General features: G+C 60.9%; 24 protein-coding genes and 1 pseudogene. 9 read left to right on the top strand and 16 right to left on the bottom strand.

The window, feature by feature from the left end; translation table 11 throughout:
• Nucleotides 1–234 precede the first annotated feature (234 nt).
• From CEY11_RS15880 to CEY11_RS15870, 3 genes are all read right to left on the bottom strand, one after another.
• Nucleotides 235–888 (bottom strand): CoA transferase subunit B, encoded by a 654-nt coding sequence (locus tag CEY11_RS15880; RefSeq protein ID WP_088604406.1) that lies wholly within the window; start codon nucleotides 886–888, stop codon nucleotides 235–237.
• Between the two features lie 12 nt (nucleotides 889–900).
• On the bottom strand, nucleotides 901–1599 hold the full coding sequence (locus tag CEY11_RS15875) for a CoA transferase subunit A (RefSeq protein ID WP_088604405.1): 699 nt from the start codon (nucleotides 1597–1599) through the stop codon (nucleotides 901–903).
• Nucleotides 1600–1806: 207 nt separating this feature from the next.
• The gene (locus CEY11_RS15870; protein WP_088604404.1) at nucleotides 1807–2244 is read right to left on the bottom strand and encodes an acyl-CoA thioesterase; all 438 of its coding nucleotides are present in this window, start codon (nucleotides 2242–2244) and stop codon (nucleotides 1807–1809) included.
• A 257-nt stretch (nucleotides 2245–2501) separates the two neighbouring features.
• On the opposite strand from CEY11_RS15870, the gene CEY11_RS15865 reads away from it, so the two are divergent.
• Nucleotides 2502–4148, top strand: a complete 1647-nt coding sequence (locus tag CEY11_RS15865) for an electron transfer flavoprotein-ubiquinone oxidoreductase (protein ID WP_198958920.1) — start codon at nucleotides 2502–2504, stop codon at nucleotides 4146–4148.
• 16 nt (nucleotides 4149–4164) lie between these two features.
• Here the strand turns inward: CEY11_RS15865 and CEY11_RS15860 are convergent, their stop codons facing one another.
• From CEY11_RS15860 to CEY11_RS15840, 5 genes are all read right to left on the bottom strand, one after another.
• Nucleotides 4165–5058, bottom strand: a complete 894-nt coding sequence (locus CEY11_RS15860; RefSeq protein WP_233154917.1) for a DMT family transporter — start codon at nucleotides 5056–5058, stop codon at nucleotides 4165–4167.
• 86 nt (nucleotides 5059–5144) lie between these two features.
• Entirely contained in the window at nucleotides 5145–7130 is a 1986-nt protein-coding gene (acs, locus tag CEY11_RS15855; RefSeq protein WP_088604402.1) for an acetate--CoA ligase, read from the bottom strand.
• Nucleotides 7131–7190: 60 nt separating this feature from the next.
• On the bottom strand, nucleotides 7191–8552 hold the full coding sequence (locus tag CEY11_RS15850; RefSeq protein WP_088604401.1) for an MFS transporter: 1362 nt from the start codon (nucleotides 8550–8552) through the stop codon (nucleotides 7191–7193).
• Complete coding sequence (locus CEY11_RS15845; RefSeq protein ID WP_088604400.1) at nucleotides 8549–8956, bottom strand: GlcG/HbpS family heme-binding protein; 408 nt, start codon at nucleotides 8954–8956, stop codon at nucleotides 8549–8551. The genes CEY11_RS15850 and CEY11_RS15845 overlap by 4 nt, the downstream gene beginning before the upstream one ends.
• Nucleotides 8953–10854: a propionate--CoA ligase gene (locus tag CEY11_RS15840; RefSeq protein ID WP_088604399.1), complete on the bottom strand. Its 1902-nt coding sequence runs from the start codon at nucleotides 10852–10854 to the stop codon at nucleotides 8953–8955. Before CEY11_RS15840 ends, CEY11_RS15845 begins: the two co-directional genes overlap by 4 nt.
• A 296-nt stretch (nucleotides 10855–11150) precedes the next feature.
• Between CEY11_RS15840 and CEY11_RS15835 the strand changes: the two genes are divergently transcribed.
• On the top strand, nucleotides 11151–12044 hold the full coding sequence (locus tag CEY11_RS15835; protein ID WP_088604398.1) for a C40 family peptidase: 894 nt from the start codon (nucleotides 11151–11153) through the stop codon (nucleotides 12042–12044).
• Between the two features lie 107 nt (nucleotides 12045–12151).
• Here CEY11_RS15835 and CEY11_RS15830 read toward each other — a convergent pair whose 3' ends face one another.
• Entirely contained in the window at nucleotides 12152–12523 is a 372-nt protein-coding gene (locus tag CEY11_RS15830) for a DUF2325 domain-containing protein (protein WP_088604397.1), read from the bottom strand.
• A 329-nt stretch (nucleotides 12524–12852) separates the two neighbouring features.
• Here CEY11_RS15830 and CEY11_RS25775 point away from each other — a divergent pair.
• A pseudogene (locus CEY11_RS25775) lies at nucleotides 12853–13797 on the top strand (LysR family transcriptional regulator).
• On the opposite strand, the gene CEY11_RS15815 reads toward CEY11_RS25775, so the two are convergent.
• Together CEY11_RS15815 and CEY11_RS15810 are read right to left on the bottom strand one after the other, a co-directional pair.
• A complete protein-coding gene (locus CEY11_RS15815) occupies nucleotides 13772–14113 on the bottom strand; it encodes a putative quinol monooxygenase (RefSeq protein ID WP_088604394.1) in 342 nt (113 codons plus the stop codon). The pseudogene CEY11_RS25775 and the gene CEY11_RS15815 sit on opposite strands and share 26 nt — an antisense overlap.
• The gene (locus CEY11_RS15810; RefSeq protein ID WP_143322888.1) at nucleotides 14110–15222 is read right to left on the bottom strand and encodes an SDR family oxidoreductase; all 1113 of its coding nucleotides are present in this window, start codon (nucleotides 15220–15222) and stop codon (nucleotides 14110–14112) included. The genes CEY11_RS15815 and CEY11_RS15810 overlap by 4 nt, the downstream gene beginning before the upstream one ends.
• A 210-nt stretch (nucleotides 15223–15432) precedes the next feature.
• Here CEY11_RS15810 and CEY11_RS15805 point away from each other — a divergent pair, with 210 nt between their 5' ends.
• The 4 genes from CEY11_RS15805 (at nucleotide 15433) to CEY11_RS15790 (ending at nucleotide 18440) form a co-directional block, all read left to right on the top strand.
• Nucleotides 15433–16506, top strand: coding sequence for an aldo/keto reductase (locus CEY11_RS15805; RefSeq protein ID WP_088604392.1), 1074 nt, complete (start codon nucleotides 15433–15435; stop codon nucleotides 16504–16506).
• Nucleotides 16503–16838, top strand: coding sequence for an EthD domain-containing protein (locus CEY11_RS15800; RefSeq protein WP_158215338.1), 336 nt, complete (start codon nucleotides 16503–16505; stop codon nucleotides 16836–16838). Before CEY11_RS15805 ends, CEY11_RS15800 begins: the two co-directional genes overlap by 4 nt.
• A 126-nt stretch (nucleotides 16839–16964) precedes the next feature.
• Nucleotides 16965–17957, top strand: a complete 993-nt coding sequence (locus tag CEY11_RS15795; RefSeq protein ID WP_088604390.1) for a Bug family tripartite tricarboxylate transporter substrate binding protein — start codon at nucleotides 16965–16967, stop codon at nucleotides 17955–17957.
• Nucleotides 17958–18029: 72 nt separating this feature from the next.
• Nucleotides 18030–18440, top strand: coding sequence for a cupin domain-containing protein (locus CEY11_RS15790; protein ID WP_233154916.1), 411 nt, complete (start codon nucleotides 18030–18032; stop codon nucleotides 18438–18440).
• A gap of 114 nt (nucleotides 18441–18554) precedes the next feature.
• On the opposite strand, the gene CEY11_RS15785 is transcribed toward CEY11_RS15790, so the two are convergent.
• Genes CEY11_RS15785 through CEY11_RS15765 form a run of 5 tightly spaced genes read right to left on the bottom strand, consistent with a single transcriptional unit; the run spans nucleotide 18555 to nucleotide 22785 of the window.
• Nucleotides 18555–19538, bottom strand: a complete 984-nt coding sequence (locus CEY11_RS15785) for a LysR family transcriptional regulator (protein WP_088604389.1) — start codon at nucleotides 19536–19538, stop codon at nucleotides 18555–18557.
• Between the two features lie 13 nt (nucleotides 19539–19551).
• Nucleotides 19552–20172 (bottom strand): cysteine hydrolase family protein, encoded by a 621-nt coding sequence (locus tag CEY11_RS15780; RefSeq protein ID WP_088604388.1) that lies wholly within the window; start codon nucleotides 20170–20172, stop codon nucleotides 19552–19554.
• A 32-nt stretch (nucleotides 20173–20204) separates the two neighbouring features.
• Nucleotides 20205–21197 carry a Bug family tripartite tricarboxylate transporter substrate binding protein gene (locus tag CEY11_RS15775; protein ID WP_088604387.1) on the bottom strand — a complete coding sequence of 331 codons (993 nt, stop codon included), beginning with the start codon at nucleotides 21195–21197 and terminating at the stop codon, nucleotides 20205–20207.
• Nucleotides 21194–22018, bottom strand: coding sequence for an aspartate/glutamate racemase family protein (locus CEY11_RS15770; protein WP_088604386.1), 825 nt, complete (start codon nucleotides 22016–22018; stop codon nucleotides 21194–21196). Before CEY11_RS15770 ends, CEY11_RS15775 begins: the two co-directional genes overlap by 4 nt.
• Nucleotides 22019–22044: 26 nt before the next feature.
• Nucleotides 22045–22785, bottom strand: coding sequence for an SDR family NAD(P)-dependent oxidoreductase (locus tag CEY11_RS15765; RefSeq protein WP_088604385.1), 741 nt, complete (start codon nucleotides 22783–22785; stop codon nucleotides 22045–22047).
• A gap of 652 nt (nucleotides 22786–23437) precedes the next feature.
• Between CEY11_RS15765 and CEY11_RS15760 the strand changes: the two genes are divergently transcribed.
• Nucleotides 23438–24664: an amino acid ABC transporter substrate-binding protein gene (locus tag CEY11_RS15760; protein WP_233154915.1), complete on the top strand. Its 1227-nt coding sequence runs from the start codon at nucleotides 23438–23440 to the stop codon at nucleotides 24662–24664.
• 101 nt (nucleotides 24665–24765) lie between these two features.
• On the top strand, nucleotides 24766–25334 hold a 569-nt coding region (locus tag CEY11_RS15755; RefSeq protein WP_088604384.1), incomplete at its 3' end, for a branched-chain amino acid ABC transporter permease.

Below are 25334 nucleotides of genomic sequence, written 5' to 3'. Positions count from 1 at the left end.
AAACCGCGCCCCCCACAAAGGGGGGCACGGTCATGATACAACGCGCCGCGGCGCTACCGCATGGGTGCCGGCGCCCAGCAGGCGCAGCCGCGGAACCACCCGGCCCCGCCAGCGCGGCACCCCTTTCGGGGTGAGCCGCACTAGAGCGTTTTCAGTTCAGGTATTTACACTCTTCGCAGCATTGCATCAGACAAGCGCCGGGAAAACTCAGTAAACACTTGAGCCAAACTTTCCCTAGGCGACCGCCGAGACGTCCAGCTTGGCCCCCGTCTTGGCCTGCACCTCGTCCACGGTGACGCCGGGCGCCAGTTCCTTGAGCTTCAGGCCGTCGGGGGTGACTTCCATGACCCCCAGGTCGGTAATGATCAGGTCGACCACGCCCACGCCGGTCAAGGGCAGCGTGCATTCGGGCAGCAGCTTCAGGTCTTCGGTGCCGTCCTTCTTGCGCGCCACGTGCTCCATGAGCACGACCACCTTGCCCACGCCGGCCACCAGATCCATGGCGCCGCCCATGCCCTTGATCATCTTGCCCGGGATCATCCAGTTGGCCAGGTCGCCCTTTTGCGACACTTGCATGGCGCCGAGTATGGCCAGGTTGATCTTGCCGCCACGTATCATGGCGAACGAGTCGGCCGAGGCGAAGATCGACGAGCCCGGCAGCGTGGTGACGGTCTGCTTGCCGGCGTTGATCAGGTCGGCGTCGATTTCGTCTTCGGTGGGGAAAGGCCCGATGCCCAGCAGGCCGTTTTCGGACTGCAGCCATACCTCGACGCCAGGAGGCACATGGTTGGCCACCAGCGTGGGCAGGCCTATGCCCAGGTTGACGTAGAAGCCGTCCTGCAATTCGCGTGCGGCGCGCGCCGCCATTTCATCACGAGTCCATGCCATGGTTTGTTCTCCTTAGGCGTTGCGCACGGTGCGTTGTTCGATACGTTTCTCGGGGTGGGCGTTGACCACGATCCGCTGCACGTAGATGCCGGGCAGGTGCACGGCATCGGGATCGATGGCGCCGATGTCCACCAGCTTCTCGACCTCGACGACGGTGATCTTGCCCGCCATGGCCACGTTCGGATTGAAGTTGCGCGCGGTCTTGCGGAACACCAGGTTGCCGCTGCGGTCGGCCATGTAGGCCTTGACCAGCGACACGTCGGGCACCAGCGAGCGCTCCATGACGTACTTTTCGCCGTCGAACTCGCGGATTTCCTTGCCGTCGGCCACCACTGTGCCCACGCCGGTGCGCGTGAAGAAGGCCGGAATGCCGGCGCCGCCGGCGCGCAGCTTCTCGGCCAGCGTGCCCTGCGGCGTGAATTCCAGTTCGAGTTCGCCGGCCAGGTACTGGCGTTCGAATTCCTTGTTCTCGCCCACGTACGAGGCAATCATCTTCTTGACCTGGCGGGTGTTGAGCAACTGGCCCAGGCCGAAGCCGTCGACGCCCGCGTTATTGCTGATGCAGGTCAGGCCGTGCACCCCGGAATCCCGCAGGGCCGCGATCAGCGCCTCGGGAATGCCGCAAAGGCCGAAGCCTCCTACCGCAATGGTCTGGCCATCGGCAACTACGCCTTTGAGTGCTTCTGCGGCACTTGCATAGACTTTTTCCATTACCTTGATCCTTTTTGAAAATAAAAAGTACTCACCTTGAAATTCTTGTGCCGGCCCGTACGCCAGCCTTGCGCATCATTCTGGGCCGCACAAGCCGGGCCGCGTAGGCCGAGCCGCGCAGGCCCGCGCAGCGCGCGGCGCCCGCAAACCGGGGCCGACCCGCCATGCGCCGCGCGCTGCGCCGCAAACCCAGGCCGGCGCGCATGTTCAGACCAGGCTGCGGGCCAGCGCGGCCAGCTCTTGCTCGGACCACGGCAGCGAGCGACCGCTGGCCGCATCGGTGCCTACCAAGACTTCGCGGCCCTTGGCGTAGGCCACGCCCGGCTCATGCTCGCACTCTATCAGTACGTCGAATTCTATGCTCGAGCGGCCGACCCGCGTCAATTGCATGACCACCACCGCCGTGGCCGGATACAGCATGGGCTTGAGGAAATCCAGCGAGGCATGCGCCAGCACCATCACGCGGGCCGAAGGCAGCACGATGCCGGCCTGCTCGAACAGCCTGATGCGGGTCTCTTCCAGATAGCGGAAATACAGCGTGTTGTTGACGTGATTCAGCGCGTCCTGGTCACCCCAGCGCAAAGGCACCGCGTGGCGGAATGTAGCGCCCACACGCGGTGCGCCCGAAGAATCTGCAGCCTGCATGAATGACCTTGCCTCCAGAATTGCTTTGCGCAGCGGCGCATGGCGGCGCCCGTAGTCAAGTATAACGGCTGGCCATCATGGCCCGCCATCGCAGCCGGGGCCGCAACCGGACGCTGGCAGCGGCGAAGCCACAAGCCGGAGTGCAATACAATTGCCCCAAACAGGTTCGCCCGGGCAGGCCGCGGCGCGCCGCGGCCCCGCGTGCCGCGATATACACACCATACCAACGCATACGGAACAAAGGGAGATTGCGACAAATGGCCGAGCGCGAATCGATGGAATACGACGTGGTGATCGTCGGCGGGGGGCCCGCCGGCCTGTCCGCGGCAATACGCCTGAAGCAGCTGGCGGCCGAACAGGGCCGGGAAACCAGCGTCTGTGTACTGGAAAAAGGCGGTGAGATCGGGGCCCACATCCTGTCCGGCGCCGTCATGGATCCGCAGGCACTGACCGAGCTCATCCCCGACTGGAAGGAAAAAGGCGCGCCGCTGAACACTGCGGTCACGGAAGACAAATTCCTGTTCCTGACGCGCAAAGGCGCACGTGCCACGCCCGGCTGGCTACTGCCGCAGTGCTTCCGCAACCATGGCAACTACATCGTGCGGCTGGGCGACTTCACCCGCTGGCTGGGCGAACAGGCCGAGGCCCTGGGCGTGGAAGTCTTCCCGGGCTTTGCCGCCACCGAAATCCTCTACACCGAGTCGGGCGCCGTGCGCGGCGTGGCCACCGGCGACATGGGCGTGGCGCGCGACGGCTCGCACACCGCCAGCTACCAGCCCGGCATGGAATTGCACGCCAGCTATACCATCTTCGCCGAAGGCGCGCGCGGCCAGCTGGGCCGCCAGCTCATCGAGCGCTACAAGCTGGACGCCGGGCGCGACCCGCAAAGCTATGCGATCGGCATCAAAGAACTCTGGGAAGTCGATCCGGCACGCTCGCAGCCCGGGCTGGTGGTGCACACCGCCGGCTGGCCGCTGGACGCCGACACCTACGGCGGCTCGTTCCTGTACCACCTGAACGACAATCTGGTGGCGGTGGGCCTGGTGGTCGGACTGGACTACGCCAACCCCTGGCTTTCCCCGTTCGAAGAATTCCAGCGCTACAAGACGCACCCGGCCATCCGCCCGACCTTCGAGGGCGGCAAACGCATCGCCTACGGCGCGCGCGCCCTGACCGCCGGCGGCCTGCTGTCGCTGCCCAAGCTCTGTTTCCCCGGCGGCGTCATGGTGGGCTGCGAGGCCGGCTTCCTGAATGCCTCGCGCATCAAGGGCAGCCACGCCGCCATCAAGACCGGCGCACTGGCCGCCGAAGCCGCCTTCGAGGCCCTGCAGGCCGGCCGCAGCCAGGACGAGCTGCTGGCCTACCCGGCCGCGTTCGAGCGATCCTGGCTGTACCCGGAACTGAACAAGGCGCGCAACTTCAAGCAATGGTTCAAGAAGGGCCGCACCATGGGCACGCTCATGACCGGCATCGAGCAATGGCTGCTCAAGGGCCGCATGCCCTGGACGCTGCATCGCCGCAAGCCCGACTACGCCAACCTGAAGCCGGCGGCCGAATGCGCCCGCATCGACTACCCCAAGCCCGACGGCAAGCTCACCTTCGACCGCCTCAGCTCGGTCTTCATCTCGAACACCAACCACGACGAGAACGAGCCCATCCACCTCACACTTAAAGACCCCAGCGTGCCGGTGGCGGTGAATCTGGCCCGCTACGGCGGCCCCGAGGCGCGCTACTGCCCGGCGGGGGTATACGAATTCGTCAAGACCGAAACCGGCGAAGACCGCCTGCAGATCAACGCGCAGAACTGCGTGCACTGCAAGACCTGCGACATCAAGGATCCCACGCAGAATATCGTCTGGGTCGCCCCGCAAGGCGGCGAAGGGCCGGTCTACAACGGCATGTAGGGCGCTGGCGCGTCTTTCAGCGCGCCGGCCGCCTACCACGCGCCGGCGCCAGCGTCACCACCACCAGCCCCGCCATCATCAGCGCGGCCCCGCTGATGTCCAGCCACGTCGGGTGCTCGTTCAGCAGCAGCCAGGCCAGGATGATGGTCAGCACCGGCACGCCCAGCGCCGACATGCCGGCGACGGTGGCGCTGACGCGCCGCACCACCATCATCCACAAGCCCCAGCCCACCGCCGAGGCCAGCACCCCCATGTACAGCAGGCCCAGCACCAGCTGCGCGCCCCAGTGCGGCGCCATCTGCGGCATCCACAGGGCCAGGGGCAGCGTGAACAGCGCGCCCAGCAGCATCTGCCAGGCCGTCAGCGTCATGACGTTGACCTTATGGCGCAGGAACAGGCGCTTGGTCAGCACCACGCCTACGCCCCAGCTCGCACCACCGGCCAGGGCCAGCAGCGAGCTGAGCATCCCGCCCAGGCCGCGCCACGGCGCGATCACGCAAACCAGGCCCAGCGCGGCCAGCACGAAGCCCACCATGTGCGCGGGTGCGGGCCGTTCGCCCAGCAAGGCCCAGGCAAACAACAGCACCCAAAAAGGCATGGTGTAGGACAGCATCACCACGTGGCCCGCCCCCCCAGCCACCAGCGCAAACTGCGCCAGGCACTGGAAGGCGGTGGTCTGGAACAAGGCCGTGCCCACCGTCAGCCAGAACGGCGGGCAGCGCAAGGGCTGGCGCGACACCAGCAGCATGGCCAGCAGGGCCAGAAACCCTATCGCGTAGCGCGAAGCCACCAGGTCGAAGGGGCCGATCAGGTGCGACAACTGCTTCATCACCACCCAGCTGAATCCCCACAGCAGCACGGTGATCCCCATCAGCACAAAGGCCGAGTGATCCGGCGAGTCCGATCCCAACAAAATCCCCTAGTTCACTGAAACACTGAAAACGGCAGCGGCCCGCCTGAGGCGGGCCGCTGCATGAGCTTGTACCGAGACCCTTGCTACACGGATTGCGACAACTGCTGCAGGATCGCCGGGTTTTCAAGCGTGGAGACGTCCTGGGTGATTTCCTCGCCCTTGGCCACTACACGCAGCAAGCGCCGCATGATCTTGCCCGAGCGCGTCTTGGGCAGGTTTTCGCCGAAGCGGATGTCCTTGGGCTTGGCGATGGGGCCGATTTCCTTGCCCACCCAGTCGCGCAGCTGCTTGGCGATGGCCACGGCCTCGTCGCCTTGCGGCAGCGGCCGCTTGAGCACCACGAAGGCCACCAGCGCCTCGCCCGTGGTTTCGTCGGGGCGGCCGACCACGGCCGCCTCGGCCACCAGCTCGTGGGCCACCAGCACCGACTCGACCTCCATCGTGCCCAGCCGATGCCCGGACACGTTCAGCACGTCGTCGATGCGGCCCATGATCCAGAAATACCCGTCGCTGTCGCGCTGCGCGCCGTCGCCGGCCAGATACCAGCCCTTGAGTTCGGGCGGGAAGTAGCTTTTCTTGAAGCGTTCCGGGTCGCCCCAGATGGTGCGCACCATCGACGGCCAGGGGCGCTTGATCACCAGGAAACCGCCCTTGCCGCGCTCGACCTCTTCGCCGGTTTCATCCACCACCGCCGCCGCAATGCCGGGCAGCGGCAGCGTGCACGAACCCGGCTTGAGCGGCGTGGCCCCCGGCAGCGGCGTGATCATGTGCGCGCCGGTCTCGGTCTGCCACCAGGTGTCCAGCACCGGGCAGCGCTCGCCCCCCACCTGCTTGTAGTACCACATCCAGGCCTCGGGGTTGATGGGCTCGCCCACCGAACCGAGTATGCGCAGGCTGCGCAGATCGTATTCGCGCGGATGCACGGCAGGCGTGGACTCGGCCAGCTTGATCAGCGAGCGGATGGCCGTGGGCGCGGTGTAGAACACCGTGACCTTGTGGCGCTGGATCATGTCCCAGAAACGGCCGGCGTCGGGGTACGTGGGCACGCCTTCGAACACCACCTGGGTCAGGCCCGCGGCCAGCGGCCCATAGGTAATGTAGGTATGGCCGGTGACCCAGCCCACGTCTGCCGTGCACCAATAGACGTCGTCGTCCTTGGCGTCGAAGGTCCATTTCATGGTCATCAGCGACCACAGCAGATAGCCGGCGGTGGAATGCTGCACGCCCTTGGGCTTGCCGGTGGAACCCGAGGTGTACAGAATGAACAGCGGATGCTCGCCGCTGAGCGCCACGGGCTCGCAGGTCTGCGCCTGGCCGGCGCAGACCTCGTGCATCCAGAGGTCGCGGCCTTCCGCCCAGCTGACCGGAGTGCCGGTGCGGCGATACACGATGACTTTGCTGACCGACTCGCAGCCGCCGAAACCGATGGCCTCGTCCACGGCGGGCTTGAGCGGGATCTTCTTGCCGCCGCGCACCTGCTCGTCGGCCGTGATGACCAGCACCGCCTCGACGTCGACGATGCGCTCGTGCAGGCTTTTGGAGGAAAAGCCGCCGAACACCACCGAGTGGATGATGCCCAGCCGCGCGCAGGCCTGCATGGCGACCACCGCCTCGATCGACATGGGCATGTAGATGACCGCGCGCTGCCCGGCCTTGTAGCCCAGCGCCTTGATGCCATTGGCGAATTCGCAGACGCGCGCGTGCAGCTGCTTGTACGTGACGTGCTCGACCTTGCCGTCGTCGGACTCGAAGATGATGGCGGTCTTGTCGGCGACCGGAGTATTCAGGTGGCGATCCAGGCAGTTTGCCGACACATTCATCTCGCCGTCGGCATACCAGTGGAAGAACGGCGCCTGCGACTCGTCCAGCGCCTGCGTGAAGGGCTTGGCCCATACCAGGTTCTCGCGTCCGAGCCGGGCCCAGAATGCCTCGGGATCCCGATCGGCCTCGTCGCACAAAGCCCGATAAGCGTCCATGCCGGAAATATTGGCGTGCTTCACCAGGTTTTCAAAGGGCGGGAATACGCGGTTCTCTACCAGTACGGATTCAATTTCGATTTCTGCAGACATGAAGGACTCCTTTCAGGCTCGGCCAGCATCGGGGGATGACCCTACCCTAACCGATCAGCCTTACTGAACACTGACAAACTCAGACATAGTATCGCGCTGACGCACGCCCCGGGCAAAATCGACGCGCAACAGCACCAGCAGCCCGGCGACGAAGAACAGGCCGGTGCACAGCAGCGCCGTGCGCTGGTTGCCGCCGGTCAGCCAGGTGACCAGCCCATAGCAGAGCGGCCCGATCACGGCCGACAGCTGAATGGCGAAGGTCCACAGCGAATAGAATTCGGCCAGGCGGTGCTGGGGCGCGAAGGCCCCGGCCATGGCGCGCCCGGCGCTCTGGCTGGTGCCCATGCACAGGCCGGCCAGCGTGGCCGCGATCCAAAACACCCACAGCTCGACCGCCAGATAGGCGATCAGCACCATCAGTATCCAGCCGCACAGGGTCAGCGCCAAGGCCCGCTTGTGGCCGATGCGATCCTGCACGTGGCCGAACAGGAAGGCGCCGGCCGCCGCGGCGATGTTCACCACGAACACCAGCAGCATGGTCTGCGCCATGGTGAAACCCATGGCCTGGGTGGCATAGACCGCCGACAGCGTGATGACCACGGTGATCCCCGCCTGGTAGCAGGCGCCGCAGAACAGCAGCATGCGGAAGTCGCGGAAGTGGCTGCCGGTATCGCGCCAGGCGGCCAGCAGCCGGCCCAGCAGGCCTTCCAGCGGCCGATGCGTGGCCACCGCGCGCTCGCGCAGGAACACGAACGAAGGCACCGCAGCCACCGCGAAGATGACCGCCGTCAGCACCATCACCCTGGGCACGTACAGGCTGGCGGGCTCGCCCTGTGCCGTAGACCACGACACCAGCGCCAGGCTCAGGCCCAGGCTGAGCATGCCGCCGCAGTAGCCGAAGCTCCAGCCCCAGCCGGACACGCGCCCGAGCGCCTTGGGCCGGGCAATTTCGGGCAGAAACGCCGCCACCACCGATTCGCCGATGCAATAACAGTAATTGGACGCGGCCAGCATCACCATGCCCAGCACCACGTCGCCCGGCCCGACCAGGGCCAGCAGCAGGGTGCAGGCCACGCAGCCCACCGTGCTCGAGAACAGCAGCCGCCGTTTGCCCGCGCGGGCGTCGGCGCGCGCGCCCAGCGTGGGCATGGTCAGCATGATCAGCAGGTACGAAAACGACAGCGCACTGGTGAAGGCCAGCGTGCCCCAGGGCTTGCCGGCGGCCACCACGCCCACGAAATACGTGCTGAACACCGTGGTGAGCACCACGGTGGTATAGCCGGAATTGGCGAAGTCGTACATGGCCCAGGCCCAGACCTCGCGCCGCGCCACGCCCGGATTGAGCGTGTCGCGAAAGCCCGCCGTGCCGCGGGCCTGATCCGCCGTGCCGTCTGGCGGCACGTGCGGCAGCGTGTCGCTCATAGGCCCAGGGCGGCGATGCCGGCGCGCGCCGTCTCGGCGTCTTCGCTGGATTTGACGCCCGAGACGCCGACCGCCCCCGCGACCTGGCCCTGCACCATTACGGGCACGCCGCCTTCCATCATGCCGTCCAGCAGGGGCACCGACAGGAACGAATAACGGCCATTATTGATGATGTCTTCGTAGCCTTTGGACTCGCGCCGCCCCAGCGCGGCGCTGCGCGCCTTGGCCGGCGCGATGTGCGCCGACACCGGCGCGGCATTGTCGAGGCGCGACAGGCCCAGCAAATGGCCACCGTCGTCGACCACGGCGATGGTAACGGCCCAACCGTGTTCGCGGGCATGCTTTTCGGCGGCGTCGATAATGGTTCTGACGTCGGCGGCGTTCAATACGGGTTTGGAGTTCATGCAGCGTTGTCCTTGATTGATTCTTTGATCTGTTCCAGCGCACCGGGGTCTTCTATGGTGGTCAGATCACCCGGATCGCGCCCCTCGCATAATGCCACAATTGCCCGGCGCAGCACCTTGCCGGAGCGAGTCTTGGGCAGCGCGCCGACGAAGCGGACGCGGGCCGGGCGCGCCACCGCGCCTATGCGCTGCTCGATGACCCGCTTGATGTCGTTTTCGAGTTCCAGCGCGCGCTGCGCATCGCCCAGCGCGGCCGGATCTTTCAGCACCGCGAAGCCCACCGCCACCTGGCCCTTGAGCGTGTCGGCCACGCCCACCACGGCCGACTCGGCCACCGCCGGATGGCTGTTGAGCGATTCCTCGATCTCGCGCGTGCCCAGGCGGTGCCCGGCCACATTGATCACGTCGTCAGTGCGCCCCAGGATGAACCAGTAGCCGTCCTGGTCGTACAGACCCCAGTCGAAGGTGGAATACAGCATGCGCCCGGGGAACGAAGTGAAATAAGTGCGCACGAACCGCTCGTCGTCGCCCCAGATGGTGCTCATGGCCCCCGGCGGCAGCGGCGGCTGCACGGCCACCACGCCCTTCTGCCCCGGCCCGAGATCTTCGCCGGTGGTTTCGCTGACCACACGCACGTCGAAGCCGTAGACCGGGAACGAAGGGCTGCCGAATTTGGTCGGTACGTCTTCCACCCCCGGCTGGGCCGACAAAATGGGCCAGCCCGTCTCGGTCTGCCAATAATTGTCGATGATGGGCTTGCCCAGGCCTTCGGAGATCCAGTTGGCGGTGGTGTCGTCCAGCGGCTCGCCGGCCAGGTAAAGCGCCTGCAGGCTGGACAGATCGTGCCGCTTCAACAGGCCCGGGTCGAGCTTCTTCAGCACCCGGATGGCCGTGGGCGCCGAGAACACGGCGTTGATGCGGTATTTCTCGACCAGCTTCCAGAGTATGGCGCCGTCGGGCCGCGTGGGCAGGCCCTCGTACATGACAGTGGCCTGGCCATTGAGCAGCGGCCCATACACGATATAGGAATGGCCGACCACCCAGCCGATGTCGCTGGTGCTCATGTAGACGTCGCCCGGCTTGCCGCCGAACACATAGTCCATCGAAGCCGCCAGCGCCACGGCATAGCCGCCGGTGTCGCGCTGCACACCCTTGGGGTTGCCGGTGGTGCCCGAGGTGTAAAGCACATAGCTGGGCTCGGAAGACTCCAGCCACTCCACGGGCTCTTGCGCCCCGTCGTGGCGCGCGCGCAGCGTCGCGTAATCCACATCGCGGCCCGCCACGGCATCGAAGGGCACCAGGCCGCGGTCGACCAGCAGCACCTTGGCAGGCGGATGCGCGCAGGACGCCAGCGCCTGATCGAGCAGCGGCTTGTAGGCCACGGCCTTGCCCGAGCGCGAGCCCGCGTCAGCCGACACCACCAGCTTGGGCTGCGCATCGTCGATACGCTGCGCCAGATTGTGCGAGGCAAAGCCGCCGAACACCACCGAATGAATCGCGCCTATGCGTACGCAGGCCAGCATCACGAACGCGGCCTCGGCGATCATGGGCAGGTAGATAAGCACCCGGTCGCCCTTGCCCACGCCCAGGCCACGCAGCATGGCCGCCACCGCGTTGACCTCGCGCGCCAGGTCGGCGCGGGAATAGACGGCCTCTTTGTCGACTTCGGTGGAAACCCAGATCAGCGCCGGCAGGTCGGGGTCGATCTGCGCCCAGCGATCCACGGCGTTGTAGCAAAGGTTGGTGCGCCCGCCCACGTACCAGCGGGCAAACGGCGGGCGGGAATAATCCAGCACTTCGGTAAAAGGTTCGTGCCAATGGATGCGCTGCGCCTCGCGCCGCCAGAATTCCTCGCGATGCTCGATGGACTGGCGATGAAATGCGCGGATCTTCTGCATGATCGGTCTCCTTGGTTCGAATCCTTGGGCCCGCGGCGGGCACGGGCCTGTTGTCTGCTCTCGGGTATAAGCAAGCACGGCTCTCCACGAACCAGTCCGCACGCGCAGTCCTGCGTGCAGCCCGGATCGGGGGAAACCTCGCTTTACCTGATGGTTAATATTAGTTAAACTCGGTCAGCTTACTACAAAATTACTGCCGCAAATGTACGCCCGGCCCTGGGTTCCGATGCTCGCATATCGATGATAACGACGTTGTAGAACGGGGGGACGCGGCGTGGCTCAACGAACGACCGACTATGCCGCCCCATCGACGCCCCGCCCTACTATCGTCCCTATGCTCTAATCCCCAAAATCTCTGGCGCGCCGGCAAATACCTGGTTCTGGCCGCCACTCTGGCCCTGGCGGGCTGCGCCACCAACAACGCCAAAAACCAATACGCGCAACTCTCCAGCACGCACGAATTGCGCGACAACTACCTCTCGCGCACCCAGGCCGACCCACTGGGCGCCTACATCAACGACGAAGACAGCGACGACCTCGACGAAGACACCAAAGACATCCTCTTTGCGACATCGTCCCATTCTTCACCGCAGTCCGTGGCCACGCCCGGCGCCTCCAAGGCCTTCGCCTCGACCGCACTGAATTTCCTCGGCATCAGGTATCGCTACGGCGGCGACACGCCCAATACCGGCTTCGACTGCAGCGGGCTGGTGGGCTACGCCGCCGAAAAATCGCTGGGTCTGAAGCTGCCCCGCAGCGCCGCCGGCCTCGCCCGTGAAGGCGAGTTCGTGCCCCGCGACGAACTGCGCAAGGGCGACCTGGTCTTCTTCAATACCCTGGGCCGCCGCTATTCACACGTCGGCATCTATCTGGGCAATCACAAGTTCGTGCATGCGCCGCACCGCGGCTCGGTGGTGCGCATCGAAGACATGAACGGCACCTACTGGAAAAAGCACTATACCGGCGGTCGCCGCCTGGTGGCATATGCCGGCGGCATCGACGACAGCAAGCCCGCGATTCGCGCCGAACCGCGCAGCACTACGCATACGCATACGGCACGTTCCGTCTCGCATGCCAAACATAGCGCCGCCCCACGCGCCAGGCACGTCGCCAGCACGCACACCACGCATGCGGCTCACGCCAAGAGCTCGCACGTCGTGGCCAGGAAGCCGGCCCACAAGCGGCGCTGAAGCACGCGGCCTGAAGCAGCAGGCGGCACTACACGCAAACAATAAATCGGCGGCACCCGCTAGTGGGCGCCGCCGATTTTATTTGTCGGCCTGTACCGAGGCTGCAACTAGGCGCGCTGCGCCATGGGCGCATAACCCATTGCCCGCGCGGCCCCTGCCCGCTGCGCCGGGCAGGCTTCACAATAGCCGCATTGCGTCAGCGCCTGCTTCATGCTGCAGACCGAGCGCCGACACGCCAGCACGCGGATGCCCGAGCGCTGCGCGGCCGCACGGAAGGTCTTCATGACGTTGTGGCCGAGGAAATCGGTCAGCAATATCAGCAGATCGGTGCCCGAGGGCAGCTGCAGGGTTTTCTTCTGATGAGCCGGATCACGGCCGCTGATGTGATGACTGATGGCGATATTGTGCCCCCTAAGCAGCTCGGGAATATTGCCCAGGCGGTCGGCCCCGACCACCACCGCACTGACTAAGCCCGACATGTGCACTCCTTGATCAACAATAGTTGTGCTAATGATAATCATTCTTATTAACTATAGTCAATCGTCTTGAAACACATTATTAGAAATTCATGGAATACCCGAATCCGTGGTGCGTAGATCGGTCCGTTCTTGGGGCCAGGCACGAGCACGGCCCTCCAAGGCCTGGGCGAAGTCGGTACGGGAAGCCCGCACACCTCACGAAACCCCAGCATTCCTATAACCAATTAATCGTTGGAAATGTCAAAGAGCCCACGCACGTGCATATAATGCAGGCCTTATGGTCGGGAATGTTGCGATGCGCGTTTTCCATCGCCATCGCGTGACTCTCTATGGACACCCTTGCGGCGCTTAGGCTCTTTCATAGGATCGCGGAAAGCGGAAATTTTTCTGAAGCGGGACGCCAGCTCGGGATGACACCGTCAGCGGTATCCCGGCATATCGCGGCGCTGGAAAACGATCTGGGCGTGAGACTTTTCAACCGCTATCGAAACATACATCGAGTCACCCTCACCGATGCGGGCCAAGTCTATCTTACGTACGCCCAACGTATCGTCAATGACTTTCGGCAAGCGCGGGAAGCACTCGCCGATTGCGCCGGCGAGCCCGCGGGTCTGCTGCGCGTGGGAGCACCGATCGACTTGGGCCAACGTCATATCGCACCCCTGCTCGCGGAATTCTTCGAGCGCCATCCGAAGATCCGGGTGGATCTGATGCTGGATGATCAAATTGCAGTTTTCTCAACGAATGAGATCGACGTCGCAATCCGCATCGGGAAGCTACGTGACTCGAGCCTGATCGCAAAACGCATTGCCCCGAACAAGCGGGTGCTGTGCGCGAGCCCTGAATACATTCACGAACACGGCATGCCAGCATGTCCAGGCGATCTGACGCTACACAACTGTTTGACCTATAAGTTCCACACGGCGCGCAATATCTGACGTTTTCGGGTAGCGGACGACGTTGTCGACGTGCTGGTTACTGGCTCACTTTCCACGAACAACGGCCATGCCTTAAGAGCCGCGGCGCTCGCCGGGATAGGAATCATTCTTCAACCTCTATGGATGGTCATGGATGCGGTGCGCGATGGCACGCTGCGCATCGTTTTGCCCGAATATGAAGCGAGCTCCAGCGAAATGCCCACAGCCATCTTCGCTGTCTATCCGGATCGACGTCAACTGCTGCCACGCACGCGCGCCTTTATCGACTTTGTGGCGGAAAAGCTTTCCTTGATCGATATCGATTCAACAATCAGCGCAACCGCCCTCCCGAAGTAAATATCCTGCACAGAACGCGCCGCGAGCGAAAAATCTGACCGTCGAACAATTCGACCAACCGGCGAGCCTCACGCAAGAAGACGGGATGACGAGGGTTGGCTCGGTGAGCCACATACGCTGCCGCATCTTGATAGGCCTCGTACAAAAGCACGGTGCGCGGAGTCCCGTCGTCCACGCACACATCGAAAACCAGGCATCCCGGCTCCTCACGCAGCGACGCACTGGCTTGGCGCAAAATCAGCTCGATGAACGCCTGCGCGCGACCCGGCCGGGGAATAAATTCCGCTATGACGACATATCTCGCCTCTTCAGTCATGCGGAGATTATCCTCGGTTCACGCACGGTTCCATCTGAAAAGCCGTGGTAATCCGGAATGATCCTGTCGTTCGCAAGCAGGTCGAACTGACGCCAAATCATGTCGTACGTGTCATTCACGCCACTCCAGCCAAGATTGCGAGCCTTGGCCATCGAGGACATCTGATCCCAGTCCGCATTGAACATATTGGTGGCCACCGATCTCCATAGCGTCAAGTCTTGCATGCGATAAGGCTTTAGATCAAATTTTTTCCGAATGTCCGCCCACACGGGCTCTTTATCCTGCATGAAAGTTTCCACGTCGAACGTCAGTACCTTGCCAACTGGCATGTCGAACCACGCCGCGACGTGAGGCCACGCATCGCACCACCGTATGTAGTCCCCATTAGTGAAATTGAGCGGCTCGTTCACCAACACGCCGGACGTAGCCGCCCACGCCATCCCCTTGGCCAGATAAGAAGCCTCGGTGCATTGATAGATGGCTTTGAACGCGCCGGGCTTGCCGGGATAATGCAGCGGCTGGCCCATGTGTTTAAGTATCGACGCATAGAGCGCTATGGCCAGCATCATATTGATCTGTCCACCCTCCGCGAACCCCCACACCCCATGGGGGCGCACCGCACTCCAGCACCACCTCTTGCCATGTTGGAACTCACTCAACCAAGCTTGTTGCTCGAAATAGAAATGTGGAAAGGGATGACGCAGTTGATCCTCCCGTGCGGGAGTTGGGTAAGGCCCTAGATGATTCCCATACCACTTGCTACCTTGCGTCAGCATGATATGAGCCAGATTCGGGCAGCAAGCATCCAACACTTCGACTGCATTGCGAACCATCGCCAGGTTGGGTTCGATTTCCGCCACCAGATTTTCGTATTGAACGAAAGCGGAATAGAAAACGTGGGTTGTCTCAACCAGCCCGCTCAATGTTTTCTCGCACGCGGCACGATCCAGCAAGTCCAGCTGCACGAATCGAACGCGAGCATCCAACACAGGCTCGCGCCGCGACACGCCGACGGCAAGCCAGTCAGATTGCTGGACCAGGTGTGTGGCGAGCGCGCGCCCCACAATTCCCGACACACCCAATATCAATGCGTGTTTATCCGCTGTCATCCTCTGGTCTCCAACATAGCCGTGTGCTTGACTTTCGGAGATTTTAGACAACTCGACTCCACCGCTCCTTTGCAGATCCAACAATGGCTTTTGCAAAAAAAGCGATGGGATCGTCCTTGTTGAGGATGCAGGCCTGCTGTAACTTTCGGATCATCGCAACGCGGCGGCCTGTTCGACCGGGCTGCGGTCAGGACAAAGGAGAAAACCCAGATGGGGTTCGAGTTTAACGAAAGGCGAACGTTCGGCAGACGCGGCCTGACCTTGCCCATCCTCGGATTTGGTACCGGCCCCCTGGGTGGCTCCATGCGCAGCACACCGGCGCAAGACGCCATGCAGGCGCTGGATACTGCATGGGAAGCTGGCATTCGTCATTTCGACACAGCGCCACAGTATGGCCATGGTCTTGCCGAGCATAGACTGGGCTTGGGATTACGCGCGCGGGAACGTACAGATTGGCTATTGTCCACCAAAGTGGGGCGGCTTCTGCGCCCCCGCCGCCCAGGCAGCCCTCCATCGAAGTTTGCCGACGCCATGCCTTTCGATATTGAATTCGATTATTCATTCGATGGCGCGCTACGATCGCTCGAAGATTCGATGCAGCGGCTCGGTACAGATCGCATAGATTTCGTCATGATTCATGACGTCAGCGTGAAATGGCAGGGAACGCGAGTCGGAACCGTGTTCCGCTTGGCGATGGACGGCGCATACCGGGCACTGGAGCGGTTGAGAACAGAGGGTGTCATCCGGGCCATCGGTCTGGGAATGAACGATTGCGAAACCGCTGTGGACTTTCTGCGGGCCGGGGACTTCGACTATGTCATGATCGCCGGGCGCTATACCCTGCTGGATCTGTCGGCCCGAGATCGCTTGTTCGTTGAATGCATGGAACGCGACGTAGGCGTAATGATGGCTGGGCCCTTCAATTCAGGCATCTTGGCCACCGGCACTACGGCGGGCGCAGTGTTTCAGTATGGCCCGGCCAGCACCGAGATCCAGGCGCGAGTCAACGGCATCCAGGCGGTGTGCACACGCCACCAAATACCCCTGCAGGCGGCAGCCCTGCAATTTCCGCTTTTACACCCTGCCGTCACCTCAATTGTGGCGGGTTTCCGAAACGGCGAGGAACTCAACTCCGCCGCGCACTGGCTCCGGCACCCGATACATGAGGATCTGTGGCGCGAACTGGACGAGTCGGGGCTGGTGCCCGGCGCAACGGCCCCTGCATGCCCCACCCTACGTCCCCCTGTCAGGAATCGGGAAATCAAACAAGGAGATCGATCATGATCAAGAGAATGTCGTTGGTAATGCGTCGTCCCGGAATGACGCGTGAAGAATTCGAAAGGCATTGGCTGGAGATACACGCCCCCCTGGTTCAGCAAGCGAACGGCATTCTCCGATACCGGCAGTTTCTGGTGCGCGACGCAGTAGCGCGCGGTGACGTGCCTGCCGGCCCGCCTATGCCAGACGGCTTGACCGAGATCTGGTACGACAGCATGGAAACCGCGATGAACTCCACGACTCCGGAAAGACAGCGCGCAATCGCGGATTGCCAGAACTTTCTGGGGGCTGCAACCACATTCTTCGTGGAAGAACGCCCCATCATTACCAAGGCTTGATTCCTGACTGCAGGAACCGCCATATACCCACAGAAATCCGGCTCACCCCGCCAGCTAGCCGGGGGAAACGTGCGCCCGCATATAGCCAATTCGGCCGGACAAACAGCCAACCATGGAGACAACGTTATGAACCTGTATCACATGGCTGCTACGGCCATCCTGTCTTGCACCGCGCTGCTGGGCACGACACTTGCCGGCGCCGAACCCGCAGGCGAGGCCTGGCCTTCTCGCCCAATCACGATCATCGCACCATATGGCGCCGGCGGCACGACCGATCTGGTCGCCCGCCTTATCGCCAAGTCAATTTCCGAAGCAACGAAACAGCCCGTGGTTGTCGAAAACAAAGGTGGTGTCGGCGGTGTACTCGGTACGTCGGCGTTCGTACGCCTAAAGAACAATGGGTACACGTTCCTGGTCAGCAATCTAGCGCCGCAAGTGATCGCCGCCATCATGCGCAACAAGCCGCCCTACGACCCAATAAAGGACTTCGCTCCAATTGCAATGGTCAGTGAAGCTGACGAATTTCTCGCAGTCAATGCCAAACTTCCCGTGCACAGCGTCAAGGAGTTGATCGCATATGCGCGTGCCCACCCCGGACAGCTGAACTACGGCTCGCCCGGCATCGGATCCTTCGGTCATTTCGCCAGTGAACTGTTCGCCATGCAGGCTGGAATCTCCATCCAGCATATCCCTTATGACTCGAAAGGAAGCATGGGTGCCCTCAACGACTTCATGTCCGGAAATCTGCAGATCCTGATCGACCCCGCAGTTGTTCCTGTCCGCAACGATCCGCGCGTTCGGCTGCTCGCAACAAGCAATACCGAGCGCTTTCCAGGTACACCAGACGTGCCGACTTTACGTCAGAGCGGGCTACCGGACTATGTAGTCACAGGATGGTTCGGGCTGTTTGGCGCGCCTGGAACACCACAAGCCGTGATTGAAAAGCTGACGGGCATCATCCACAAGGCAAGCGCAAGTCCACAGTGGCAGCGCTATCTACTCGGTCTAGGATTGACGCCACTGTATCTCGGCCCCGATCAGTTCTCCAAGCGGCTGCGGGCAGATTTGGACAAGTTCCGGGCAATCAAAGCACAGGCTCATATCCCTTACCTTGATTGATTCGCACGTCACAACGCCCCGTCTCGACATTGCGTCGAGACGGGGCAGGCACCGACCAGAGCAAGGACGACCATGAGCAAGAAGCCTTTTCCTGCCGTACAAGACCGCTACCCCATGCGGCTGGATCTCGCATCAACCGTCATAGCAAGCCAAGACCTACCATGGCGGGCCACCCGCTTTCCCGGCGTCGAGTTCAAGCTTCTCTACGAAGACAAGGCAACTGGGCTCTTCACAGGCCTCTTCAAATGGGCGCCGGGCGCCGAGTTGCCATATCACGAGCACGCGGAACTCGAGCAGACATTCATACTGGAGGGCAGCCTGGAGGATCACGAGGGCGAGATTTTCCCAGGCATGTATGCGGCACGCCCCGCAGGCAGCCGCCACATCGCCAGATCGCCAAATGGCTGTTTGAACATCAGCTTCTTCTTAAAACCGAACCTATTCTTCTCGGAGGAAGGTGAAGCCAGGCCGTTCGAACGCTGACGCCCGGCATCAATAATAGACATTCAGTTCGACGATCACTCCATCGGGATCTGAGATGAAGATCTGCTGCAAGCCCATGGCTGGAACCATGTGCTCCTGGAAGCATTTATTTTCTTAAGAACGCTCGTTGAAGTACGGCAGTCGCTCGCCAGCACCCTCGGGAATAGGGTTTTCCGTACTGAGAGACCTCTCATTAAGATGATTGATCAATTCAAAGGCCGCTGCGGAAATTTCATGCTTTTCGCTCCAGCAGATCTTCAGCTCTTGAACTGCCCACGCGTCATTCAACGGCAGAATTCGAACTACTCCGCCGAGAGACTTCGCAATAGAAAGCGGAAAAATTGCAATACCGATCCCCGCCTTCACCAGGCTGGCGAGGTCGTCAAAGCTAGCGACCTCAACGCGCAATCGCATAGCATGTCCAGCGTTTACCGCATTCGACAAAACAAAGGACTGGAGCGGGTTGGTTGCGCTAAGCCCGACAAAGTCGTAGTGCAAACAATCAGCGAACGTAATTGACCGCATCGACGAAAGCGCATGCGTCAGGCCGACGCAAATCACGATCTCATCAAGCCTATACGGGATGCTGCGTAGCCCCGTCGTATCGAACGAGCTGGAGAGGATACCCACATCCACTACAGCATCACGAAGCGCATTGACAATCTCGGGGCTGGTATGCTCGCGCAGCTCAATATCAACGTCGGGATGCTCGACGAGGAAGTCGGGCAGTTCTCGGGGAATAAAATCTCGAAAGGCTGTCGTATTCGCCCAAACCACCACCCTCCCGCGCTGCCCGCCGGCAAGCTGAGCCATCGACTCCGACATTTCTCCGGCGGCGCGTAAAACCGTGCGCGCATGTTCAATAAAAGTTCTACCCGCCGAGGTAAGAGTTGTCCCTCGTGTCCGGCGATGTAGTAAGGTCAGACCCAAGCTGTTTTCGAGTTGCTTGATTCTCATGCTAGCGGCGGGCAATGATAAGCAGGCTTGCTCTGCCGCGAGAGTCAGGCTGCCGCTCTGCGCTACAAAACATAGCAATCGCAGATCAACAAAATCGAAACGCGGCAGCCCTGCGAGCACTCGTTCAGACAGTTGATCCATAGCAAACCCGCACCTATACCTGGGTAGTGCCCATTTTCGACAGGCGATCTATACACTTTTCACTACTCTCAACGGAACCGAAGATCGGTAGGATCCTGGTCACGGAAAGCTGATGCATTTCGTCGTTGACGCTAGCGCAACAATCCTCTAGAACGATTGGTGCGATCCCCGCATCGTCAGCATAGCGAACTGCGCTTTCCACCGCAAGATTTGTCGCGACCCCCGCAATTGCCAACTCTCTAATGTTGTGACGCCCCAACCACGATAGCAACGGAGTATTGAAGAACGGATTGACGCACTGCTTGTTAAACACAAGATCACCAGCCCGAGGTTGAAGATCCTCATGGATTGCCGCTCCCCAGGTATCTATCAGCGCCGCGCCAGCAGCCTTGAGCTTCGCAATTCGAGGTGCGACGGATAAAGAGTCAACATATTCTGCCTGAAAAGCCAATCGAACGAAGATCACCGGCAGGCCATAATTTCGGAAAACGTCCGCTACCGACCGTGTTCGAGAAAGGATGTCACGAGCACTTACGCAGGCCGCGAGTCCGTTCGCACCGATCTTTCCTGCCGGATGAACCATATCGTTCTGAAAATCAATAAGCAATAAAGCAATGTTGCGAGGTGAACTCATCCGCGTGATCCTTGAACATACATGCCATGTGACTAATTGAGCGTAATCTTCGCCCTTTTGATAAGCGAGCCCCAGCGAGCCGACTCTTCTTTCAAAAAGGCCGCGAATGCCGCGGGATCTTTGTCAACGATTCTTGCTCCTGAGCTCTCCAGCTTTTCTCGCAGCTCAGCATCTTCCAGCGATATATGCATCGCATGAGCAAGGCGCTCTATGATGGGCCGCCCTGTTCCTGCCGGCGCCATCATCCCATACCAAACGGACATCAGAACATTCGGCAAGCCGGACTCCGGCATCGTAGGCACATCGGGAATCAACGCAGCACGCTGATTATCGAGCACAGCAAGTACCTTGACCCTTTTTCCTCTAACGAGCGGCAAGATGCCAAGCAAATTTGTAAACATGTACTGCACGCGGCCGCCTATCAGGTCGGGAAATGCAGCTGCGCCTCCTTTATAGGGCACTTCCGTGATATTCACTTTCGCGCTTAGACGAAAAAGCTCAGTTGCCAGATGTTCCGAGGAACCAACACCGCCATGGGCAAAAATTGGCGGAGCCCCCGGCTCTTTTGCATGCGCGATCACCTCCGCAACGGTATTACCCGTCGCCGCACCCGGAGCAGCGACAAACACAGTAGGCACCTGAGCTGCCAAGCCGATGGGCGCGAAATCTTTCAAGGGGGCATATTCGGAGCGTGGGTAGAGAAATGGATTGGTCACATTGGCAGGGGAAGCCATCAACAGGGTGTAACCATCAGGCCGAGACCGCGCTACTGCAATTGACCCAATATTGCTTCCGGCACCTGCGCGGTTTTCCACGATTATCGACTGTCCTAGGTCGCGCGCCATCAAAGCAGAGATCTGGCGCGCAATCGAGTCCACGGCCCCACCAGGGCCGTATGGAACCACTACTTTCACTAGCCGGGCAGGGTATTCATCTTTGGAATAAGCAGCCCGGGCCACCGCAATTGCGGCCAAGGCAGCCGAACTTTTCAGTATTGCGCGACGTGATATATAAAAAGCGCTCATGCCGGCCTCCTAAACTTAACGGAATTGAAAACTTGTCCATATGCTGAACGAAGCTCGTCGATCTGGTCGGCAGGCGGCTGTGCATAAAGTGCGCGGCGACTCGTCCATAGCCCGCCCATTGCATGGCGAATATCGATGACGGCCTCGGCGATTTTTATCAATGCCAACGAACCATTGAGTACCGGTACTGTGGAGTTCCTGAGAGCATTGATTCCCTGAGAGGCCAGTAAGACCATCAATACCCCAATGGACGGTATGACGACTTCCGCCCCTTCGTCCGCTGCCTGTTCTCCGGCACGAAGGAATTCGCTCACCAGAGCTTCGCGCGCCTCAACGTTGCCAAAGCCGTCTTCCAAATCCACAAGGCGCTCCACCGACATGGATCGAACGCTGTGGATATTCATCCCAAGGCCATAACGTCTCACGTTATCGACGATCCGAGTCGCATGCTTCTCATTGCCCGTAACCAACGCAAAGTTACGCCCCATCATCGATGCCAAGTGCGTTGAAGTCTCGCACAGACCCAATACCGGGATGGTCGCTAGTTCGCGCGCTTCCCTGAGCCCAGGATCACCGATATTGCCGATGACAAAGGCGTCGAAGCCCTCGCCCTCGGCCCTTTGTACATTTTCCAGAACCTCCTGAGCCTCGATCGATTCAAGGTAATGAAACTGATCACCAATCCCTCCCCTCTTTTCAATGCAGTGGATTTCGATCTCCGTATCGGCTTGCTTTGCAGCATCGAGCATCTTCCTAAGCTCAACGTTGTAGCCTTGCCAACGATCCGTCCTCGTCAAAGATTGATACCAGATTTTTTTCATAAATGCCTCCTTCCTTAGCGTTTAAATCAATCACAGAACAAGCCGCCATTGACGTCTAAGATTTCCCCAGTAATAAAACTGTTTGCGGGATCGGCAAGGAAACACACTGCCCGAGCGACATCATCAGCCCTCCCCATACGCCCAACGGGAATTTGTGTTTTTAATACCTCCGGAAACACTGCTGTCATCGGCGTCTCGACGGGGCCAGGTGCGACCGCATTGACCCTTATTCCCCAGCTCGCTAGCTCCTTTGCAAGGGACACCGTGAGGATATGAACTCCGGCCTTCGCCGCAGCGTATACAACATTGGAGGCACCAGCCAATTCGGAAGCATCACGCCAAGGCCGGGCATTTCCACCGTTCTTACCAATGACAGAACCAATATTGACTATGCAACCGTTCTTCTGTCTCCGCATCAGAGGAATAGCCGACTGACACGAGAAAAATGTGCCTTTGAGGTTCGTATTCAGAACCCGATCCCACTCGGCTTCCGTCAAATCCGATGCGCTGCCAGTGGAACCAACACCGGCCACATTAACCAAGGTGTCGATTCGAGAATACCTGGATTCCACCGCGTCAAACAAAGAACAAATTGACCCGATACTGCATACGTCCAACTGATAGTAGTCGTCGAGAATGCTGCCTGCTAAAACCGGGGCTTTAATATCGGCGCCAATGATGCATGAGCCCTCTTCCTTGAGCCGGGCGCAAACAGCGGTTCCAATCGCTCCATTCGCCCCCGTTACCAAGGCAATCCTTTGCTTCATTACAATCTCCTTCAGGCGATATTGAGGAGTCTAGCAACCTCCTTGCGATCGGGGTTCGTCATTAGTTAAGTCGACTTAAGCGCTGATTTCCTATGCGAAGAAAACAAGGCAACAAGGGTCAAACGACAGCGCCCGGATCAGACGATATGCCGGCTTTCATCGAACCCTTAGCTCTCGTACAGCATATGTATTAACTACCGGCCAATTTACCTTCGAACGGCCTGATCAACGGTCGAACCCATGGAAGGATTCGTTCGGCAGTCCCATCCCACCCCTGCTAGCCAATTCATGGAAGATGATGGCTCTGCGATTTCTTCACGAGTCCATTTGTCCTGCCGGCTGGAGCAATAAACCTGTTACGAACCGGCAGTAGCGGTGCTCCAGCGCCGGCAACCGAGGGTCGGCCGGACGCGCGGATGCCGAAAATCGGCTTGGCTCCGCCGCTCTTGGGGAAAATCCTAATCAACCCTTCTTCCCAAGAAAACCTTCTTTTAAATCAAGCCATTGAGCCCCCATGGTCAGGCATATCACCCCCCTACGGAACCGCAATCCACTTTTGTAAGCAAATAAAACTGACAAGCTGTAAGGAAATTCAGTTTCCCGTCAAGCGATTTCGGGAAAATGGGGGACGTCTTAAAGGAGGTTACTCACAATGTTTCCTGTATCCATGCGCTCCATGCGTGTCCTTCCCTACGCCCTGACGGCCATCAGCCTGTCTCTGGGCATGTCTGTCGCCAATGCCGCGGGCAATGAAATCGTGCTCGGCGCCTCGGTGCAGCTGACCGGCTCCAGCGCCAATACCGGCCGCTATTACAAAGATGCCTACCAAATCGCCATCGACAAGATCAACGAGAAAGGCGGCGTCAAGGTCGACGGCAAGACCTACAAACTGGCCCTGAAAATCTACGACAATCAGTCCGACGTCAATCTGAGCGTGCGCCAGTACACCCAATTGGTGTCCAAAGACAAGATCAATCTGCTGCTCGGGCCCTTCGCCAGCAACTTCGCGCTGGCCGATTCGGCAGTTTCGGAAAAATATCAAGTGCCGATGGTTCAGGGCGGCGGCGCGTCCGACCAGATCTTCGCGCGCAACTTCAAGTACATATTCGGTACGCTGGCCCCCGCCAGCGACTACTTCGGCAGCACCATCGCCATGTTCAAGCAGCTCAAGCCCGAACCCAAGTCGGTGGCGCTGCTGTATGCCGACGATGCTTTCGACGTGTCGGTGGCCAAGGGCACGCGCCCGGCGCTCAAGAAGGCCGGCGTGGACACCGTCATGGACGAGCGCTACAGCACCAACGCCAGCAATTTCAACTCGCTGCTGTCGCAGATCAAGTCGAAGAAGGTCGACGCCGTGCTGGTGGCCGGCCACGAGACGGAAATCCTGAATTTCGTGCGCCAGGCCAAGAGCCTGGGCGTAGCCCCCAAGCTGTACTCGTTCACGGTGGGCGTGCCCAGCGAAGACTTCCGCAAGGCCCTGGGCAAAGATGCCGACTATGCCTTCGGCATGACTGCCTGGCTGCCCAGCGACAAGCTCAAGGATCAATGGTTCGGCGACGCGGCGCAATTCGCCAGCGCCTACAAGGCCAAGTATGGCTATGAGCCCGACTACCACGCGGCCTCGGGCGCAGCCGACGTCGAAACCCTGGTCAAGGCGGTCGAAAAAGCCAACTCGCTCGACCCGAAGAAGGTGCGTGACGCCATCGCGGCCAGCGATTTCGAGAGCCTGTACGGCAAGATCGCCTTCGGCAAGACGGGCCAGATCAGCCTGGATCAGACCGTGGTGCAGGTGCAGGGCGGCGAACTCAAGGCGGTATTCAACGGCACGAGCTTCCTGACCCAGCCCAAGTACCCGATGCCCGCCTGGTCGGGCCGCTGAACCGCATCGTTATAAACCGCAACTCCCAAGCCGGGTCGGGCGCACAACGCCCGATCCGGCAAACTTATTATTTGATATCCATAAAATAAATAGGAGCCAGCGTGGATTTACTGCTGCAGATCCTGGTCAACGGCATCCTGCAGGGGGGGTTGTACGCCATCATGGCGCTAGGCCTGGCCCTGGTATGGGGTGTGTTGAACATCGTCAATCTGGCCCACGGGGCTTTCATCATGCTGGGGGCCTACATCTCCTGGCACCTGTTCACCTACCTGCACATCGACCCGTTCCTGGGCCTGCCGATCACGGCCTGCATCATGTTCGTCGTCGGCTACGGCGTGCAGCGCGGCCTGTTGAACCTGATCGCGCGCGCGCCCATGTTCAACACGCTGCTCATCACCTTCGGGCTGGAAGTGGTGCTGACCTACCTGGCCCAACTGGTCTTCTCGGCGGACTTCCGCACGATCAACCCCAGCTACGCCGGCAACAACTTCGCGCTGGGCCCGCTGACCATCCCGGTGGTGCGCCTGGCCGCCTTCGGCGTGGCCATGGTGCTGACCGTGGGCATGTGGTACTTCCTGCTGCGCTCGCGGCTGGGCCGCGCCATACGCGCCACCGCCCAGAACCTGGTGGCCGCGCGCCTGTACGGCGTCGAGCCGCGCCACCTGTACGC

This window comes from Candidimonas nitroreducens (assembly GCF_002209565.1).
Lineage (GTDB): Bacteria > Pseudomonadota > Gammaproteobacteria > Burkholderiales > Burkholderiaceae_B > Candidimonas > Candidimonas nitroreducens.
Note: the sequence above shows the minus strand (reverse complement) of the source record. Positions and strands in the feature narration are given on the sequence as shown.

Coding starts and splice junctions, on each gene's coding strand:
- CEY11_RS15880 (WP_088604406.1), bottom strand. CDS start 888: ATGGCATGGACTCGTGATGAAATGGCGGCGCGCGCCGCACGCGAATTG.
- CEY11_RS15875 (WP_088604405.1), bottom strand. CDS start 1,599: ATGGAAAAAGTCTATGCAAGTGCCGCAGAAGCACTCAAAGGCGTAGTT.
- CEY11_RS15870 (WP_088604404.1), bottom strand. CDS start 2,244: ATGCAGGCTGCAGATTCTTCGGGCGCACCGCGTGTGGGCGCTACATTC.
- CEY11_RS15865 (WP_198958920.1), top strand. CDS start 2,502: ATGGCCGAGCGCGAATCGATGGAATACGACGTGGTGATCGTCGGCGGG.
- acs (WP_088604402.1), bottom strand. CDS start 7,130: ATGTCTGCAGAAATCGAAATTGAATCCGTACTGGTAGAGAACCGCGTA.
- CEY11_RS15850 (WP_088604401.1), bottom strand. CDS start 8,552: ATGAGCGACACGCTGCCGCACGTGCCGCCAGACGGCACGGCGGATCAG.
- CEY11_RS15845 (WP_088604400.1), bottom strand. CDS start 8,956: ATGAACTCCAAACCCGTATTGAACGCCGCCGACGTCAGAACCATTATC.
- CEY11_RS15840 (WP_088604399.1), bottom strand. CDS start 10,854: ATGCAGAAGATCCGCGCATTTCATCGCCAGTCCATCGAGCATCGCGAG.
- CEY11_RS15835 (WP_088604398.1), top strand. CDS start 11,151: ATGCCGCCCCATCGACGCCCCGCCCTACTATCGTCCCTATGCTCTAAT.
- CEY11_RS15830 (WP_088604397.1), bottom strand. CDS start 12,523: ATGTCGGGCTTAGTCAGTGCGGTGGTGGTCGGGGCCGACCGCCTGGGC.
- CEY11_RS15815 (WP_088604394.1), bottom strand. CDS start 14,113: ATGACTGAAGAGGCGAGATATGTCGTCATAGCGGAATTTATTCCCCGG.
- CEY11_RS15810 (WP_143322888.1), bottom strand. CDS start 15,222: ATGACAGCGGATAAACACGCATTGATATTGGGTGTGTCGGGAATTGTG.
- CEY11_RS15805 (WP_088604392.1), top strand. CDS start 15,433: ATGGGGTTCGAGTTTAACGAAAGGCGAACGTTCGGCAGACGCGGCCTG.
- CEY11_RS15800 (WP_158215338.1), top strand. CDS start 16,503: ATGATCAAGAGAATGTCGTTGGTAATGCGTCGTCCCGGAATGACGCGT.
- CEY11_RS15795 (WP_088604390.1), top strand. CDS start 16,965: ATGAACCTGTATCACATGGCTGCTACGGCCATCCTGTCTTGCACCGCG.
- CEY11_RS15790 (WP_233154916.1), top strand. CDS start 18,030: ATGAGCAAGAAGCCTTTTCCTGCCGTACAAGACCGCTACCCCATGCGG.
- CEY11_RS15785 (WP_088604389.1), bottom strand. CDS start 19,538: ATGGATCAACTGTCTGAACGAGTGCTCGCAGGGCTGCCGCGTTTCGAT.
- CEY11_RS15780 (WP_088604388.1), bottom strand. CDS start 20,172: ATGAGTTCACCTCGCAACATTGCTTTATTGCTTATTGATTTTCAGAAC.
- CEY11_RS15775 (WP_088604387.1), bottom strand. CDS start 21,197: ATGAGCGCTTTTTATATATCACGTCGCGCAATACTGAAAAGTTCGGCT.
- CEY11_RS15770 (WP_088604386.1), bottom strand. CDS start 22,018: ATGAAAAAAATCTGGTATCAATCTTTGACGAGGACGGATCGTTGGCAA.
- CEY11_RS15765 (WP_088604385.1), bottom strand. CDS start 22,785: ATGAAGCAAAGGATTGCCTTGGTAACGGGGGCGAATGGAGCGATTGGA.
- CEY11_RS15760 (WP_233154915.1), top strand. CDS start 23,438: ATGTTTCCTGTATCCATGCGCTCCATGCGTGTCCTTCCCTACGCCCTG.